This window comes from Ectothiorhodospira sp. BSL-9 (assembly GCF_001632845.1).
Classification (GTDB): domain Bacteria; phylum Pseudomonadota; class Gammaproteobacteria; order Ectothiorhodospirales; family Ectothiorhodospiraceae; genus Ectothiorhodospira.
This window is the reverse complement of sequence record NZ_CP011994.1, coordinates 707,417-722,451: the sequence shown is the minus strand read 5'-3', so window position 1 is coordinate 722,451 and position 15,035 is coordinate 707,417. Positions and strand designations below refer to the sequence as shown.

Annotated in this window: 17 protein-coding genes; 13 read left to right on the top strand and 4 right to left on the bottom strand. The window is 61.1% G+C overall.

Annotated elements, in window-relative coordinates:
• Nucleotides 1-61 precede the first annotated feature (61 nt).
• The 4 genes from ECTOBSL9_RS03605 to ECTOBSL9_RS17240 form a co-directional block, all read right to left on the bottom strand.
• Nucleotides 62-289, bottom strand: coding sequence for a hypothetical protein (locus ECTOBSL9_RS03605; protein WP_063463907.1), 228 nt, complete (start codon nucleotides 287-289; stop codon nucleotides 62-64).
• 16 nt (nucleotides 290-305) lie between these two features.
• A complete protein-coding gene (locus ECTOBSL9_RS03600) occupies nucleotides 306-1,151 on the bottom strand; it encodes an ExeA family protein (protein WP_063463908.1) in 846 nt (281 codons plus the stop codon).
• Nucleotides 1,148-2,593, bottom strand: coding sequence for a DDE-type integrase/transposase/recombinase (locus tag ECTOBSL9_RS03595; RefSeq protein ID WP_063463909.1), 1,446 nt, complete (start codon nucleotides 2,591-2,593; stop codon nucleotides 1,148-1,150). Before ECTOBSL9_RS03595 ends, ECTOBSL9_RS03600 begins: the two co-directional genes overlap by 4 nt.
• 98 nt (nucleotides 2,594-2,691) lie before the next feature.
• Nucleotides 2,692-3,234, bottom strand: a complete 543-nt coding sequence (locus ECTOBSL9_RS17240) for a hypothetical protein (protein WP_205632059.1) — start codon at nucleotides 3,232-3,234, stop codon at nucleotides 2,692-2,694.
• A gap of 599 nt (nucleotides 3,235-3,833) precedes the next feature.
• Between ECTOBSL9_RS17240 and ECTOBSL9_RS03585 the strand changes: the two genes are divergently transcribed.
• From ECTOBSL9_RS03585 to ECTOBSL9_RS03530, 13 genes are all read left to right on the top strand, one after another.
• The gene (locus ECTOBSL9_RS03585) at nucleotides 3,834-4,508 is read left to right on the top strand and encodes a reverse transcriptase domain-containing protein (protein ID WP_063463911.1); all 675 of its coding nucleotides are present in this window, start codon (nucleotides 3,834-3,836) and stop codon (nucleotides 4,506-4,508) included.
• Nucleotides 4,509-4,642: 134 nt separating this feature from the next.
• Nucleotides 4,643-5,185 carry a hypothetical protein gene (locus tag ECTOBSL9_RS17235; RefSeq protein ID WP_205632059.1) on the top strand — a complete coding sequence of 181 codons (543 nt, stop codon included), beginning with the start codon at nucleotides 4,643-4,645 and terminating at the stop codon, nucleotides 5,183-5,185.
• A 98-nt stretch (nucleotides 5,186-5,283) separates the two neighbouring features.
• Nucleotides 5,284-6,729, top strand: coding sequence for a DDE-type integrase/transposase/recombinase (locus ECTOBSL9_RS03575; RefSeq protein WP_063463909.1), 1,446 nt, complete (start codon nucleotides 5,284-5,286; stop codon nucleotides 6,727-6,729).
• Nucleotides 6,726-7,571 (top strand): ExeA family protein, encoded by an 846-nt coding sequence (locus ECTOBSL9_RS03570; protein ID WP_063463908.1) that lies wholly within the window; start codon nucleotides 6,726-6,728, stop codon nucleotides 7,569-7,571. Before ECTOBSL9_RS03575 ends, ECTOBSL9_RS03570 begins: the two co-directional genes overlap by 4 nt.
• Before the next feature lie 16 nt (nucleotides 7,572-7,587).
• Nucleotides 7,588-7,815, top strand: a complete 228-nt coding sequence (locus tag ECTOBSL9_RS03565; RefSeq protein ID WP_063463907.1) for a hypothetical protein — start codon at nucleotides 7,588-7,590, stop codon at nucleotides 7,813-7,815.
• A gap of 551 nt (nucleotides 7,816-8,366) precedes the next feature.
• Complete coding sequence (locus ECTOBSL9_RS16830) at nucleotides 8,367-8,813, top strand: hypothetical protein (protein WP_156500029.1); 447 nt, start codon at nucleotides 8,367-8,369, stop codon at nucleotides 8,811-8,813.
• An 87-nt stretch (nucleotides 8,814-8,900) separates the two neighbouring features.
• Entirely contained in the window at nucleotides 8,901-9,587 is a 687-nt protein-coding gene (locus ECTOBSL9_RS03560; protein ID WP_156500028.1) for a hypothetical protein, read from the top strand.
• Between the two features lie 349 nt (nucleotides 9,588-9,936).
• Complete coding sequence (locus ECTOBSL9_RS03555; RefSeq protein WP_082829716.1) at nucleotides 9,937-10,089, top strand: BrnT family toxin; 153 nt, start codon at nucleotides 9,937-9,939, stop codon at nucleotides 10,087-10,089.
• A 567-nt stretch (nucleotides 10,090-10,656) separates the two neighbouring features.
• Nucleotides 10,657-11,916 carry a group II intron reverse transcriptase/maturase gene (ltrA, locus tag ECTOBSL9_RS03550; RefSeq protein WP_063463905.1) on the top strand — a complete coding sequence of 420 codons (1,260 nt, stop codon included), beginning with the start codon at nucleotides 10,657-10,659 and terminating at the stop codon, nucleotides 11,914-11,916.
• 119 nt (nucleotides 11,917-12,035) lie between these two features.
• Nucleotides 12,036-13,594 (top strand): IS3 family transposase gene (locus ECTOBSL9_RS03540; RefSeq protein ID WP_240481041.1). Its coding sequence is split into 2 segments (ribosomal slippage): nucleotides 12,036-12,501 and nucleotides 12,501-13,594, totalling 1,560 coding nucleotides; the frame shifts between segments, so codons are not numbered across the junction.
• 76 nt (nucleotides 13,595-13,670) lie between these two features.
• The gene (locus tag ECTOBSL9_RS16380) at nucleotides 13,671-13,766 is read left to right on the top strand and encodes a hypothetical protein (protein WP_371258997.1); all 96 of its coding nucleotides are present in this window, start codon (nucleotides 13,671-13,673) and stop codon (nucleotides 13,764-13,766) included.
• Nucleotides 13,756-14,013, top strand: coding sequence for a type II toxin-antitoxin system BrnA family antitoxin (gene brnA / locus ECTOBSL9_RS03535; RefSeq protein ID WP_063463902.1), 258 nt, complete (start codon nucleotides 13,756-13,758; stop codon nucleotides 14,011-14,013). Before ECTOBSL9_RS16380 ends, brnA begins: the two co-directional genes overlap by 11 nt.
• 88 nt (nucleotides 14,014-14,101) lie before the next feature.
• Nucleotides 14,102-14,791, top strand: coding sequence for an endonuclease/exonuclease/phosphatase family protein (locus ECTOBSL9_RS03530; protein ID WP_240481040.1), 690 nt, complete (start codon nucleotides 14,102-14,104; stop codon nucleotides 14,789-14,791).
• Nucleotides 14,792-15,035: the final 244 nt, after the last annotated feature.

Sequence of the window (15,035 nt, the reverse complement as noted above, 5' to 3'; positions counted from 1 at the left end):
GACGCCGCCGGCGCCCGGGAGGGAGTTCGGCGGCGTCTTGGGCGTAGGTCTTGGGAGGACGTCAGAACGGAGGGTTGTCTGGGTCCTCGGTCGGGAGGGGGACGTCGGACAGTAAGCTGAGCTGGGTCATATTTTCCTGCGAGCGTTCGTCGTGGTAGCGGTGGATCTGCCCCAGGTAGTGGGATTCGAACAAGATCAGGAAGTCGTGGAGCAGGGCCTGCAACTCGACGACAGCGTCGTCGCTGAGTTCGGGCCAGGGCAGGGATTGCGGATGGAGGGTTGCGGGCATGAGGGTCTCCAGGGGTTCAACGGCTTGCGGCGGCACGGCGCGGAGTGGGTTTTTCTGCGGGGGCGAACACGTCGAGGTAGAGTTTCTCGTCGAGCTGCGGCAGATCGCGCTGGGCGGCCACGGCGAGCAGTTCGGCGGCCAGGGTGGTGAGCAGGCGGTAGTTGCCGATGGCGTGGTCACACAGGGTGTGCTGGAGCGTGGGCGTCATCAGGCTGGCGTTGCCGGCGGTGTTGAGCAGATGCTGCAGGCAAGCCAGGAGTTCCTCGCGGCTGGCCGCTTCGGTGACCAGACGGGTGCGGATGCGGGAGCCGAGCGGGATCAGTTCCTCGCGGCGCAGCTTCTCGGGCAGGCGGGCATCGCCGGCAAGGATCACGCACAAGAGCGTCTGTGAGTCGAAGCGGGCGCTGGCCATCAGGCGCAGTTCGGACAGGACCGCGGGACTCATTTCCTGGGCTTCGTCGATCAGGAGCACTGCGCGCCGGCGGGTGGTGTCCAGATGCGCGAACCAGTTCTCGCGCAAGGCCTTGAAGCCGCCCCAGCGGTTGTGTGGGCGCAGGGGGACGCCGAAGAGATCGCCCATCTCGCGGTAGAAGTCGGCCAACTGGCTCTGCGGATGATGGATGGCGACGACGGTGAGATCGGGCAGCCGTGCCAGGCGTTCCGCGATCAGGCGCAGAACCACGCTCTTGCCGGTGCCGGGGTCGCCGTTGATCATGGCGAAGCCGCCTTCGCGGACCAGGCCCTGTTCGATGCGCCAGTAGAAGTCCTCGACGCGTGCGGGCACATAGAGCGCCTCGACCGGGATTTCGGTGGCGAATGGGTTCCACTTCAGCCCATAGAGGGCCAGTAATTTCGAGTTCATGCGGAGTCCTCTTCGGGGTCTGGGGTGGGCAGGTAGGCGGGCGGCAGGCCGGTGGCGGCATAGTCGGCCAGCAACTGGCGCAACAGCGGCGCCATCCCCGAGGGTGGCAGTGGCGTGAGCGCGCGTGCCGCAGGTGGCCGGACGCGTCGTTGTGCGTTGGCGTTGGCGGATTTGTCGAGCGGCAGCACCGGGCACAGGACGGTGCCGGTGCGGGGATCGACCAAGTCGACGCGGGTGCGATCCCACCGCGCGTAGCGCAGCGACACCCGGTCGAGGTGCTGGTAGCGGGCGGGGATCTCGAAGCGCTGCCCCTCCAGAGACACCGTGCCATCGGAGCGTCGCTGGCGGCGGGTGACCTCAACACGGAAAGCATCGGCCAGTGCCGCGACCGGCGGGCAGTCCCGGCTGACGTTCGGCCCGGCCAGATAGCGTTTCAGCGGGGTGGTGTCGAGTTCACTGTGGCGGGTGCGGTGATACTCCTGCTCGGCCCAAGCCTGCGTGGTCTGGTTGAGCACATCGAGGGTGAGTGGGGTTTGTCCCTCCAGCATCGGCATCAGGCGACCTTCGATACGCCCCCAAAGGGACTCTTGCTTCCCGTTCTGGTAGGGAGAATACGGTAGCGTCGTCTGGTGCAGCACACCCAGGCGCTGCAATCCGGCAACGGTTTCCTCGGCGATCATCGCTGCACCGTTGTCCGTCATCAGGGCACGCGGCAACCCGCGCTTCATGAGTGCCTGGGACAGGCCGTGGACGAGGCTCTGCGCCGTCTCGTCCAGGTACCACTGCAGGTGGCAGATCAAGCGCGAGCGGTCATCCAGGATGCCGAGCAGGTACGGTTTGACCCAGGCGCCCTCTCGGGTCAGTACCTTGCGCGAACCGTGGTGGAAGTCCAGGTGCCAGAGCGCACAGACATGGTCCAGCTCGTAGCTGCGCACCTCCAGCGCTGCGAATCGGTCGCGGGCGAGGATCGCGCCGTCGGTTGCACACTTCGGCCGCGCCTGGCGGAACATCCCGTGCGCCTTCAGATAGCGCCGCACCGTGGGATACGAGGGCATGCAGACCTCGCTGTCGGCCAGGTCCACGCACAGGTTGTCGAAGTGCAACTGCACCGTCCAGCCCGGATGTTCCCGGTATTGCTGCACCAGGGCGGCGATCACGGCCGGCGTCATGGCGGTGAAGTGGCCATGCGGGCGGCGCTGGTTGCGCAGTGCCGCCACCGGGTCGGGGGCCGACCGTGCCGCGTAATACCAGCGCTCCAGTGTGGACACCCCGAAGCGCACCTCGGTGCCGGTGACGGGATGGCGCCAGACGCGCTCGGCCAACGCCGCCAGTGCCGCCCGCAATGCTCCCGGTTCCGGCGGTGCGGCGAACAAGGGACCAATGATCGAGAAGCGCAAGCGCGCCCATCGATCACGCAACAGAGGATCGTTCGGTGGATGCACGTTCGTCTCCCAATATGCGCGGTGCCGGCGGCACCACGACCGGGAGAGAAGGCTACGCAGCGGGAATCGGTTCGACCATTGGCATCCTCTGCGGGAACTCAGCGCCCCTCGGGCGCCGTGATCGTGAGTGGGGTGAGCAAGGCCAGCAGGCACCGCAGCGGTTCGTGTTCCTGGCCGGGCAACTGCTCCAGGAGACCGTTCGGCAACCGTGCCGCAGCCACCGGCAGCAGGAACCGCGCACCCAGCACCCGCCACAGCGAGGTCCGCACAAAGTCTTCGCGCCACCACCGCCGCCACCGTGCCAGGGTGCGCCAGGGAATCGATAACGCTTCACACAACGCAGCCGCCGCCGTGCCGTGCCCGGCCGGCCGGGTTGACCCCAGCACCACCACCCAGCTCAGCCATACGCGCCGCCCCAGAAAACGCACCGACTGGCTGGTCGTCCGACGTCGGCACTGGCTGCAGCAGAAACTCAGCCGCGTCGCGTATTCAGCGCGGAACGCAGGCGGGCAGCCGCGCGGCTTGCGTGGATAGTTGGCGCGGTGTAGCACGCCGCCACACGGGCACCCGGCCGCCTGCGCCTCGGCCGCCAATGCCTCATCGATGTGGATTAGAAACCGGAAAAACTGGGGATCGGACAACGGAACATGGCACACTGTGAGTGTCTCTTGGCTTGGTAACCAGAGACTCCCCCAAAGGGCGCGTTCGTTCAAGCTCCCCGAGGGGGATCCCCCCTCAAACCTCACCCTGCGTGATCATTCCACCCGCAAACACCCTCAGTAAGGGTGATCGTACTCAGTAGAGCCGATCACATGGGGAAGGGGGTGACAGTCATACACAGTCCGCAAAGGCCACTCGCGCCGGACACTGTCGGGCCGGAGAACGACGAGCCAACCTTCCTGCGGGCGATATCCATCAAGGCGGGCACTGCGAAAGCCCACCGATTCCAGAACCTTTATGGCCTTTTGAATGAATCACTACTGCACCATGCCTGGCGCACCCTGAATTAAAGGGGAGCCCCGGGCGTGGACAAGGTGACCATGGCCGAATATGGCAGGAACCTGAGTGAAAACATCAGACAACTGGTAGAACGCCTGAAACGTAACGAGTATCGAAGCCGGTTGATCCGGCGCCGGTACATTCCGAAGGGAAACGGCAAGGAACGACCGCTGGGAATTCCGGTGGTGGAAGACCGACTGCTTCAGGCGGCAGCACGCCTGCTGCTGGGGCTATCTACGAAATGGATTTTCTCCCCACCAGCTACGGCTACCGGCCGAAGCGGGGTGCACAGCAGGCGGCCAAGGATCTCACCTATGAGCTGCAGTTTGGACGCCACGGTTATGTTGTCGAAGCCGACATTAAAGGCTTCTTCGACAATATTGACCATGACTGGCTGCTACGGATGCTGGCGGAACGGATTGACGATAAACCATTCGTTGGTCTCATTGCCAGCTGGCTGAAGGCCGGAATCCTGGAGCGAGATGGATCGGTACTCCATCCGCACACGGGAACCCCACAGGGCGGTGTGATCTCGCCGATACTGGCGAACATCTATCTGCACGATGTGCTGGATGTGTGGTTTGAGAAGCGGATCAAGCCGAGCTGTGCCGGACAGGCGTACATCATCCGCTTTGCGGATGATTTCGTGTGTGCTTTCCAGTACCGGGCGGATGCACGGCGGTTCTACCGAGCCTTGCCGAGGCGACTGGAGGCCTTTGGTCTCCAGGCTGCCTCGGAGAAAACGTGCATTCACCGCTTCAGCCGTTTTCACCCGACGCGGACCCGGCGATTCACCTTCCTTGGTTTTGAATTTTACTGGGAAGCGGATAGCAAGGGGACGCCGCGTGTATGGCGGCGGACCAGCCGCAAGAAGCTGCGCAGTGGCATCCGGGCTGAGTACGATCACCCTTACTGAGGGTGTTTGCGGGTGGAATGATCACGCAGGGTGAGGTTTGAGGGGGATCCCCCTCGGGGAGCTTGAACGAACGCGCCCTTTGGGGGAGTCTCTGGTTACCAAGCCAAGAGACACTCACAGTGTGCCATGTTCCGTTGTCCGATCCCCAGTTTTTCCGGTTTCTAATCCACATCGATGAGGCATTGGCGGCCGAGGCGCAGGCGGCCGGGTGCCCGTGTGGCGGCGTGCTACACCGCGCCAACTATCCACGCAAGCCGCGCGGCTGCCCGCCTGCGTTCCGCGCTGAATACGCGACGCGGCTGAGTTTCTGCTGCAGCCAGTGCCGACGTCGGACGACCAGCCAGTCGGTGCGTTTTCTGGGGCGGCGCGTATGGCTGAGCTGGGTGGTGGTGCTGGGGTCAACCCGGCCGGCCGGGCACGGCACGGCGGCGGCTGCGTTGTGTGAAGCGTTATCGATTCCCTGGCGCACCCTGGCACGGTGGCGGCGGTGGTGGCGCGAAGACTTTGTGCGGACCTCGCTGTGGCGGGTGCTGGGTGCGCGGTTCCTGCTGCCGGTGGCTGCGGCACGGTTGCCGAACGGTCTCCTGGAGCAGTTGCCCGGCCAGGAACACGAACCGCTGCGGTGCCTGCTGGCCTTGCTCACCCCACTCACGATCACGGCGCCCGAGGGGCGCTGAGTTCCCGCAGAGGATGCCAATGGTCGAACCGATTCCCGCTGCGTAGCCTTCTCTCCCGGTCGTGGTGCCGCCGGCACCGCGCATATTGGGAGACGAACGTGCATCCACCGAACGATCCTCTGTTGCGTGATCGATGGGCGCGCTTGCGCTTCTCGATCATTGGTCCCTTGTTCGCCGCACCGCCGGAACCGGGAGCATTGCGGGCGGCACTGGCGGCGTTGGCCGAGCGCGTCTGGCGCCATCCCGTCACCGGCACCGAGGTGCGCTTCGGGGTGTCCACACTGGAGCGCTGGTATTACGCGGCACGGTCGGCCCCCGACCCGGTGGCGGCACTGCGCAACCAGCGCCGCCCGCATGGCCACTTCACCGCCATGACGCCGGCCGTGATCGCCGCCCTGGTGCAGCAATACCGGGAACATCCGGGCTGGACGGTGCAGTTGCACTTCGACAACCTGTGCGTGGACCTGGCCGACAGCGAGGTCTGCATGCCCTCGTATCCCACGGTGCGGCGCTATCTGAAGGCGCACGGGATGTTCCGCCAGGCGCGGCCGAAGTGTGCAACCGACGGCGCGATCCTCGCCCGCGACCGATTCGCAGCGCTGGAGGTGCGCAGCTACGAGCTGGACCATGTCTGTGCGCTCTGGCACCTGGACTTCCACCACGGTTCGCGCAAGGTACTGACCCGAGAGGGCGCCTGGGTCAAACCGTACCTGCTCGGCATCCTGGATGACCGCTCGCGCTTGATCTGCCACCTGCAGTGGTACCTGGACGAGACGGCGCAGAGCCTCGTCCACGGCCTGTCCCAGGCACTCATGAAGCGCGGGTTGCCGCGTGCCCTGATGACGGACAACGGTGCAGCGATGATCGCCGAGGAAACCGTTGCCGGATTGCAGCGCCTGGGTGTGCTGCACCAGACGACGCTACCGTATTCTCCCTACCAGAACGGGAAGCAAGAGTCCCTTTGGGGGCGTATCGAAGGTCGCCTGATGCCGATGCTGGAGGGACAAACCCCACTCACCCTCGATGTGCTCAACCAGACCACGCAGGCTTGGGCCGAGCAGGAGTATCACCGCACCCGCCACAGTGAACTCGACACCACCCCGCTGAAACGCTATCTGGCCGGGCCGAACGTCAGCCGGGACTGCCCGCCGGTCGCGGCACTGGCCGATGCTTTCCGTGTTGAGGTCACCCGCCGCCAGCGACGCTCCGATGGCACGGTGTCTCTGGAGGGGCAGCGCTTCGAGATCCCCGCCCGCTACCAGCACCTCGACCGGGTGTCGCTGCGCTACGCGCGGTGGGATCGCACCCGCGTCGACTTGGTCGATCCCCGCACCGGCACCGTCCTGTGCCCGGTGCTGCCGCTCGACAAATCCGCCAACGCCAACGCACAACGACGCGTCCGGCCACCTGCGGCACGCGCGCTCACGCCACTGCCACCCTCGGGGATGGCGCCGCTGTTGCGCCAGTTGCTGGCCGACTATGCCGCCACCGGCCTGCCGCCCGCCTACCTGCCCACCCCAGACCCCGAAGAGGACTCCGCATGAACTCGAAATTACTGGCCCTCTATGGGCTGAAGTGGAACCCATTCGCCACCGAAATCCCGGTCGAGGCGCTCTATGTGCCCGCACGCGTCGAGGACTTCTACTGGCGCATCGAACAGGGCCTGGTCCGCGAAGGCGGCTTCGCCATGATCAACGGCGACCCCGGCACCGGCAAGAGCGTGGTTCTGCGCCTGATCGCGGAACGCCTGGCACGGCTGCCCGATCTCACCGTCGTCGCCATCCATCATCCGCAGAGCCAGTTGGCCGACTTCTACCGCGAGATGGGCGATCTCTTCGGCGTCCCCCTGCGCCCACACAACCGCTGGGGCGGCTTCAAGGCCTTGCGCGAGAACTGGTTCGCGCATCTGGACACCACCCGCCGGCGCGCAGTGCTCCTGATCGACGAAGCCCAGGAAATGAGTCCCGCGGTCCTGTCCGAACTGCGCCTGATGGCCAGCGCCCGCTTCGACTCACAGACGCTCTTGTGCGTGATCCTTGCCGGCGATGCCCGCCTGCCCGAGAAGCTGCGCCGCGAGGAACTGATCCCGCTCGGCTCCCGCATCCGCACCCGTCTGGTCACCGAAGCGGCCAGCCGCGAGGAACTCCTGGCTTGCCTGCAGCATCTGCTCAACACCGCCGGCAACGCCAGCCTGATGACGCCCACGCTCCAGCACACCCTGTGTGACCACGCCATCGGCAACTACCGCCTGCTCACCACCCTGGCCGCCGAACTGCTCGCCGTGGCCGCCCAGCGCGATCTGCCGCAGCTCGACGAGAAACTCTACCTCGACGTGTTCGCCCCCGCAGAAAAACCCACTCCGCGCCGTGCCGCCGCAAGCCGTTGAACCCCTGGAGACCCTCATGCCCGCAACCCTCCATCCGCAATCCCTGCCCTGGCCCGAACTCAGCGACGACGCTGTCGTCGAGTTGCAGGCCCTGCTCCACGACTTCCTGATCTTGTTCGAATCCCACTACCTGGGGCAGATCCACCGCTACCACGACGAACGCTCGCAGGAAAATATGACCCAGCTCAGCTTACTGTCCGACGTCCCCCTCCCGACCGAGGACCCAGACAACCCTCCGTTCTGACGTCCTCCCAAGACCTACGCCCAAGACGCCGCCGAACTCCCTCCCGGGCGCCGGCGGCGTCTTGCTGATCAGGCCCCTTAACGAACGTGATCAGGAGGACATCAATTCGGGTGATCACACTCACCGGGCCTGCTAGGACTGGTTGAAAACACACCGGTATCTTCGTCTGCCGGTACTGTTGGCAACGATGAAACGCAAGGTACGGGGGCACTACAATTACTTCCGTGCCATCGGTAACATCAGTTCACTGTGGTGTTTTCACACTGCGGCAATCCGATTGCTCTACAAGTGGCTGAACCGTCGCAGTGAAAGGCGAAGTTTGACCTGGGAAGGTCTCAGGCGGGTGCTGGAGGCCTACGCGTTTCCGACACCAGTTGAGGCGATGCAGGGGATACGGAATCGGGGGCTTGCGTGAGGGAACGCCCTTCTGCGCGAGTGAGTATGACTGAAGAGCCCGGTGCGGGAAAACCGCACGCCGGGATCTGTGCAGGGGGCGTCGGGTAACCGGCGTTCCTACTGCGACGGCGAAAAACTTGATAGGAGAAAGCAAAATGGCCGATTTAAACTGGAGCGATGTTCAGGATCGTCCCGACGAAAGAATGGAGTTTGGCGCCAATCATGTGCGTTGCGGGTGGCGACCGCATCGAAGATTGGCCGATAAGTTTAAGTTCTTGGGTCTGCGATCCGCTTTGCATGGCAGTAAGCATTCTCTACAGCAATTGCTCCAAGAAGTCGGGGGTAACGTGAATGCGAAGCAGCATGCGGAACGAGGTGAGGCCATCTTTGCGGCGGTTTGGTTCAGTGATAGCGAATGGGCAATCCTGTGTGATGCAACGAAGGCCGTAATTGTGCCAAGGGCAACCGTTGATTGTATCGAGGAATGTAAAACGCGCAATGATGCCGTAACTAATTTGCTGCGTGAGGTGCTCGAGAATACTAATACAGCACTAGTGGAGAGGTTTGATGACGGTCTGTACCAACGAATATGCGGCGCCTAACAAGGCCAATCACGGCGACAGCTTTTTCGTTGCGGCTTCGCCTTCACTGTAAAGCTTCGCGTGTTGGCAACGTTGGGCAGAGGGCAAATGAGACCATTCACAATCGTTTTGCTTGGGTTCCTACTCGTTATTTTTCTGGGTTCTGTTGCTCTAGTGGTATTTGATAACTCGGTCCTACCTACATCAATAGAGCCTAATCAGCTTGCGGCGTACGGGACTTTTATTGGCGGAGTGCTTACTTCAATCACCATAATGGTCGCTGCATTCGCATTGTTGCAGAGAGAACGAGCGCATCAAGCTGAGATGAAAAGTTTACAGTCGCAAAGCAACAGGCTGGATCTGATGCGCTTCGTCCAAAAAATAGAAAAAGATATTCAGGCTGAACTTGATAAGCTGACAATCAACGTCACCTATAAACAAGAGCAAGTTAATGCTACAGGAACTGATGCCTTTCTGAATATAACCTTTCTCGAGTGGCGAGCCGTAATCCCCTCCGAAAAACAGGTTAAAGATAGATTACACGCATCAAACGGGCAGGTAAGTCGCAACGAGTCATTGGTCATATGCTATGAAGCTTTCAGCACAATCACTATCTATCTAAATTCGCTACGTCAGTATTGCCAGGAGCACGATAAGCTCTCCGGAACCAACATGACCACGCTGTATTTCCTTCGCAAGTATAGAGTAGGTATTGAGAGACTATCTGATCAGGGCTACGGCGTTCAAGAGTGGAAGCCAATGGCCCAACAAAATGCTCAAGCGGACGCGGGCTAAATTGGTGGCCGGTAAAGCGGGGCTAGGACCGTGGCCGCGCCGCTTATCATAGACGTTCGAACTGAATAAACCGGGCCCCACCAGCGACTCCGCCGTCCGGCAACTATACAGGAGTACGGTTTCGGCATCTTTGTGCCAGATGAAGGGCTTAGGATCCTCGTTATAGATCTTCAGGAAATGCCGAATGGAATGCTATACGGGGTCTGCCGGACGGGTACAGATGAAAAATAACCAGCCCATTGAGCCGACGCCAAAAAGCGGCGCGGTTGATGGGTGGCGTTAGCAGCACTTCCAATCGGCAATTCCTGACTGATTGCAAAGCCTCCCGAAAAGGCATAATTTATATACCATGAATCGATTCGAATATGACCCTTTTAAGAGTCAGCTTAACCTGGAGAAGCACGGCATCGACTTTGAGGATGCTCAGGAGCTCTGGCAGGATCCGGATGTTGTAGAAATTGACGCTAAAACGATCGATGAGCCCCCCCCCCTGTCAGGATAAGTGTGTGTGCCGCAGCAATGCGGTTTCGGTTGGTGAGAGCTGACCGGGCAGCATGAGAAGCTGCCGAAGTGATGGCGGAACCGACCCGCCGGAGTCTGTCTGCAGGGACCGGCTCCAAACCACCCTCGAGCGGCATTGGTTGGAGACCGTTGTCGTGAGCGTCGGGGGAGAAGGCACATCCACGTGGTGTGTCAGGTATGGATCGAGAAGACGAGTGCAAACGAATCACTGTTGACGTGTCGAAAATGATTAGGCGACATCAAAACCGAGGGCGACTTTTACCCTCGGGACAAATCCACCGGAAGCCTGCTGACTGGGTGGGTGGTGTCCGGCATAGAAGTGGCGTGATCTCGATCTGGGCGCTTCGGCGGAACTGCGGGAACTCAAGTCGTGATGCCAAGGGAGACTGCCAAGTGACACAAAGCAAGGCACTGAGTACCGATGCACGACTTGAGGACGGACCGGCCCGTATGAGCGATGAAGCGGCTGTAATGGCTGCGGAGCGAAGGGGCCGGGTTGTTCTGGTCGACCCGATGGTCAACTCCGATTCTGGAGGATGAGCCCTTGATGTCGACAAAACCGTTTGTGATTCCAAAGCGGCTGATATGGGAAGCCTATCACCGCGTGAAGGCCAACCGCGGCGCAGCGGGGGTCGATGCGGTTTCCATCGAGCAGTTTGATGAAAACCGAAATGGCAATCTCTACCGGATCTGGAACCGGTTGTCCTCAGGCAGTTATTTCCCGCCTGCGGTCAAAGCGGTCCCCATCCCCAAGAAGTCCGGTGGGGAGCGGATGCTGGGTGTGCCGACCGTCAGCGATCGGATCGCCCAGACCGCCGTCGTCCTGGCCCTGGAACCCGATCTGGAGCGGGTGTTTCACCCGGACTCCTATGGGTACCGGCCGAGTCGCTCGGCCCATGATGCACTCGCAGTGACTCGCCAGCGCTGCTGGCGCCGTGACTGGGTGCTGGAGTACGACATCCGCGGATTGTTTGACAACATCGATCATGCACTGCTACTGCGGGCCCTTCGTCATCATTGTCAGGAGCGATGGATTCTCCTCCATGTGGAGCGTTGGCTGACCGCGCCGATGCAGCGTGCCGATGGAACAGTGATCGAGAGAACGGTCGGCACACCGCAGGGTGGGCCGCTATCACCGTTGCTCGCCAACCTGTTCCTGCACTATGCGCTGGATCACTGGTTGGCCGCGCATCATCCGGAGATCGAGTTTTGTCGCTACGCCGATGATGGCATCTTGCACTGTCACAGCGAGGCCGAGGCACTTCAGATGCGCGAGCATCTGTCGTCTCGGCTGCAAAGCTGCGGGCTTGAACTTCACCCGGACAAGACCCGGGTGGTCTACTGCAAGGACAGCAAGCGACCGGGAACGTATCCGGTTATTCAGTTTGACTTCCTTGGCTACACGTTCAGGCCGCGGCGGATCAGGTTACGCGATGGCACGTTGAAGACGGGCTTTACTCCGGCGGTGAGCCGGACGGCCCTGAAAGCGATGCGCCAACGATTGCGTGACAGTGGGGTGTTCCGGTACAGCCACCATGATCTTCAAGCACTGGCTGACTGGACGGCACCTCGCCTGCGTGGATGGATGCGGTACTACTGCCGCTATCGGGGTTCGGAGTTCCAGACCCTGGCCGACTACGTTGACTTCCTGATCGTTCGCTGGGCAATGCGGAAATACAAGCGCCTGCGAGGGCATAAAACTCGCGCTTACGCATGGCTGGATCGACAGAAGCGTCGCTCCCCATCGCTGTTTGCTCACTGGAGCGGCCGCGGCGAGTTTGTGGTTGGAGCAACAAGAGCCCGGTGAGTCGAGAGGCTCACGCCGGGTTCTGTGAGCGGCCGAGGGGGCAGTTCCCTCGGCCGACTCGACCGTCCGGTTTGATAGAGTATTTAAAACACCCTGGGGGCGAGAGAGGAGCGCCCAAGATGCCGCGATATCCTGACGAACGCAGAGAAGCCGCAGTAGCCAAGCTATTGACCCCGTACAACCTCTCGCCCCGGGAGGTGGCGGAGCAGGAAGGGGTTTCCATTGCCACGGTGTACAAGTGGCGCAAGGAGGCCCGAGAACAAGGCCGCTGTCTTCCCCAGGCCACGGGGGCCGGCACTGAAGCCTGGTCATCCAAGGACAAGTTCTCCGCAGTGGTGGAGACAGCCGGGATGAACGCCCAGGAGGTGGCGGAGTATTGCCGTTCCCGGGGTTTGTATCCGGAGCAATTACAGGTGTGGCGCCACGACTGTGAACAGGCAGCCGGCTTGGCGAGCCAGGACCGCCGCCGTGAAGCCCAGGAACTCAAGGACCACAAGGCCCGCGTTCGTGAGCTTGAACGGGAGCTCAGACGCAAGGAGGCCGCGTTGGCGGAGACAGCGGCACTGCTGACACTGTCAAAAAAGGCCGCCGCGATCTGGGGGGACGAGGAAAAATGATCAGCACCGCAGATCGCCGCAAAACCGTTGAGCTGATCGATCAGGCCCGGGCCAAGGGGGCAAGGCTGACACCCGCCTGCGAGGTGGCCGGTATCTGTGCCCGCACCTACCAACGCTGGACCGCGCAGGACAACCTGGGGGAGGATCGCCGCCCTTTCGCGGATCGGCCAAGGCCGGCCAATGCCCTGAGTCCTGAGGAAGAGCAAGCGATCCTGGACGTATGCAATCGGCCCGAGTACGCGTCCCTGCCACCGGATCAGATCCTGGTGCGCTTGCTGGACGAGGAAGATCGCTATCTGGCCTCGGTGTCCACGTTCTACCGGGTGCTGCGCCGTCACGGCCAGGTGGCTCACCGGGGGCGTGCCAAGGCCCCCCGCCGCAGCAAGCCACCGACCACGCATCAGGCCCATGCACCTAATCGGCTTTGGGTCTGGGACTGCACCTGGCTGCCAGGCCCGGCCCGGGGGACGTTCTACTACCTGATCATGATCCTGGATGTCTTCAGCCGCAAGGTCGTGGGCTGGGAGGTCTTTTCGTCGGAATCGGCGGACAACGCCACGCAAGTCATTCAGCGGGCCGTGTTGGCCGAGAACATCGTGCGAAAGCCTCTGGTATTGCACGCGGATAATGGTAGCCCCTTCAAGGCCGCCACGCTGCTGGAGAAGCTGCGGGACATGAATATCGACCCCTCCTTCAGTCGGCCACGGGTGAGCAACGACAATGCCTACGCTGAAGCCTTGTTCCGTACCTGCAAGTACGTCCCTGGCTATCCGGCCAAAGGTCTGGAATCGCTCGACAAGGCCCGTGAGTGGGTGCATGGCTTCGTCCGCTGGTACAACCACGAACACCGTCACAGCGCCATCCGCTTTGTCACGCCCGCTGAGCGTCACCGGGGTGAGGATAAGGCGATCCTGGTACGCCGTCATCAGCAGTTCCAAAGAGCCCGACAGCTTCGCCCGGAGCGCTGGACTGGAAAGACTCGCAACTGGTCGCATGTCGATACCGTCACCATGAATCCTGAGCGCGTTGCTCAAGATCAGCCACTGAGAATGGCTGCATAACGATGCACTCTCAGGCGACAACATCATTGACAGCCGCCGGCCCCGGACGTTGGTTATTGGCACCATTGGAACGAAGGTGTGGTCGGCAATAATTACCTACCGGAAGGGCACCATCCGCATCATCTCGGTCAGAAGGGCGCGGAAATCAGAGGTGGCACTGTATGAAAGCTGAAGAGTTAGATAAAAGGTTCGACGATAACGAAGAAGATCTACTAGAACACCTTGATCTAAAAACCGCAAAGCGTCCGAATCAGGTGCAGAAGCGGGTTAACGTAGACTTTCCCATTTGGATGATCGAGTCGCTCGACCGTGAAGCGAGTCGCTTAGGTGTTACTAGGCAGTCAATCATAAAGGTATGGCTCGCCGAGCGTTTAGAAGAAGCGGCTGCTAACAAAGCATGTCAGCGGACAAGCCGCTGAATGCGGGCGTTAACTCTCTCTATCTATGAAAGTAGTAACCTGGAACTGTAATGGGGCACTGAGACGAAAGCTCGCGGAAGCAGAGATCTTGCAAGCTGATGTCTTGGTGGTTCAGGAATGCGAAGACCCTGCGCTATCAACTCCCGCCTATAGGGATTGGGCAGGCTCATACCTCTGGTTGGGCGAGTCAAAAAATCGTGGTATCGGCATTTTTCCTCGAAACGGTCATCGAGTTGAAAGGTTAGATTGGAGCGGCAGTTTTTCTGTACCTGGGCTGCTAAGCAAGAGTGAAAAACTGAATTGGAACACGGAAGATCTCAGGCTTTTTCTTCCTTTCACCATCGACGGAGATTTCACTGTGCTGGCCGTCTGGACGAAGGGGCGCAATGACGAAGCATTTGGCTACATGGGGCAATTCTGGAAGTATCTTCAGATCCACCGTGAAGACCTTAGCGGGCCAAAGACAGTCATTCTCGGCGATTTTAATAGCAATGTGCGCTGGGATAAGCCTGACCGTTGGTGGAATCACTCGGACGTAGTTGCTGAGCTTAACGAGATGGGTTTCAAGAGCCAGTATCACCGAGTCTTCGAGGAAGAGCAGGGAAACGAGACCAGCCCAACATTTTTCTTACAGCGGAACCGCGAGAAGGCGTACCACATTGATTACGTTTTTACTTCGTCTGATTTTACGGAAGAATGTACTTTGCAGGTCGGTCAGCACGATGAGTGGATTTCAATAAGTGACCACGTGCCATTGACGTTGAGCATCAACAGTTAATCGGATAGCCGGGGTCTTTTCTCCCCCGGCCTCCACAATACCCCGCATGCGGGTCCGCACGGGGCGTTTCCACCGGAATTCAAAGGACCATGCGAACATGGAGACCTTCAACGTTGGTTACCCAACGAATCGCCAAGGCCGTTTCACCCGGTCGGGCGCATTACGGCCGTTGAGACTAGCTGGCCTCTCTCGTTGCGGGGGGTTCGGGCCTTCACCGTGTCTCACCCATTACGGTGAGCGTTTG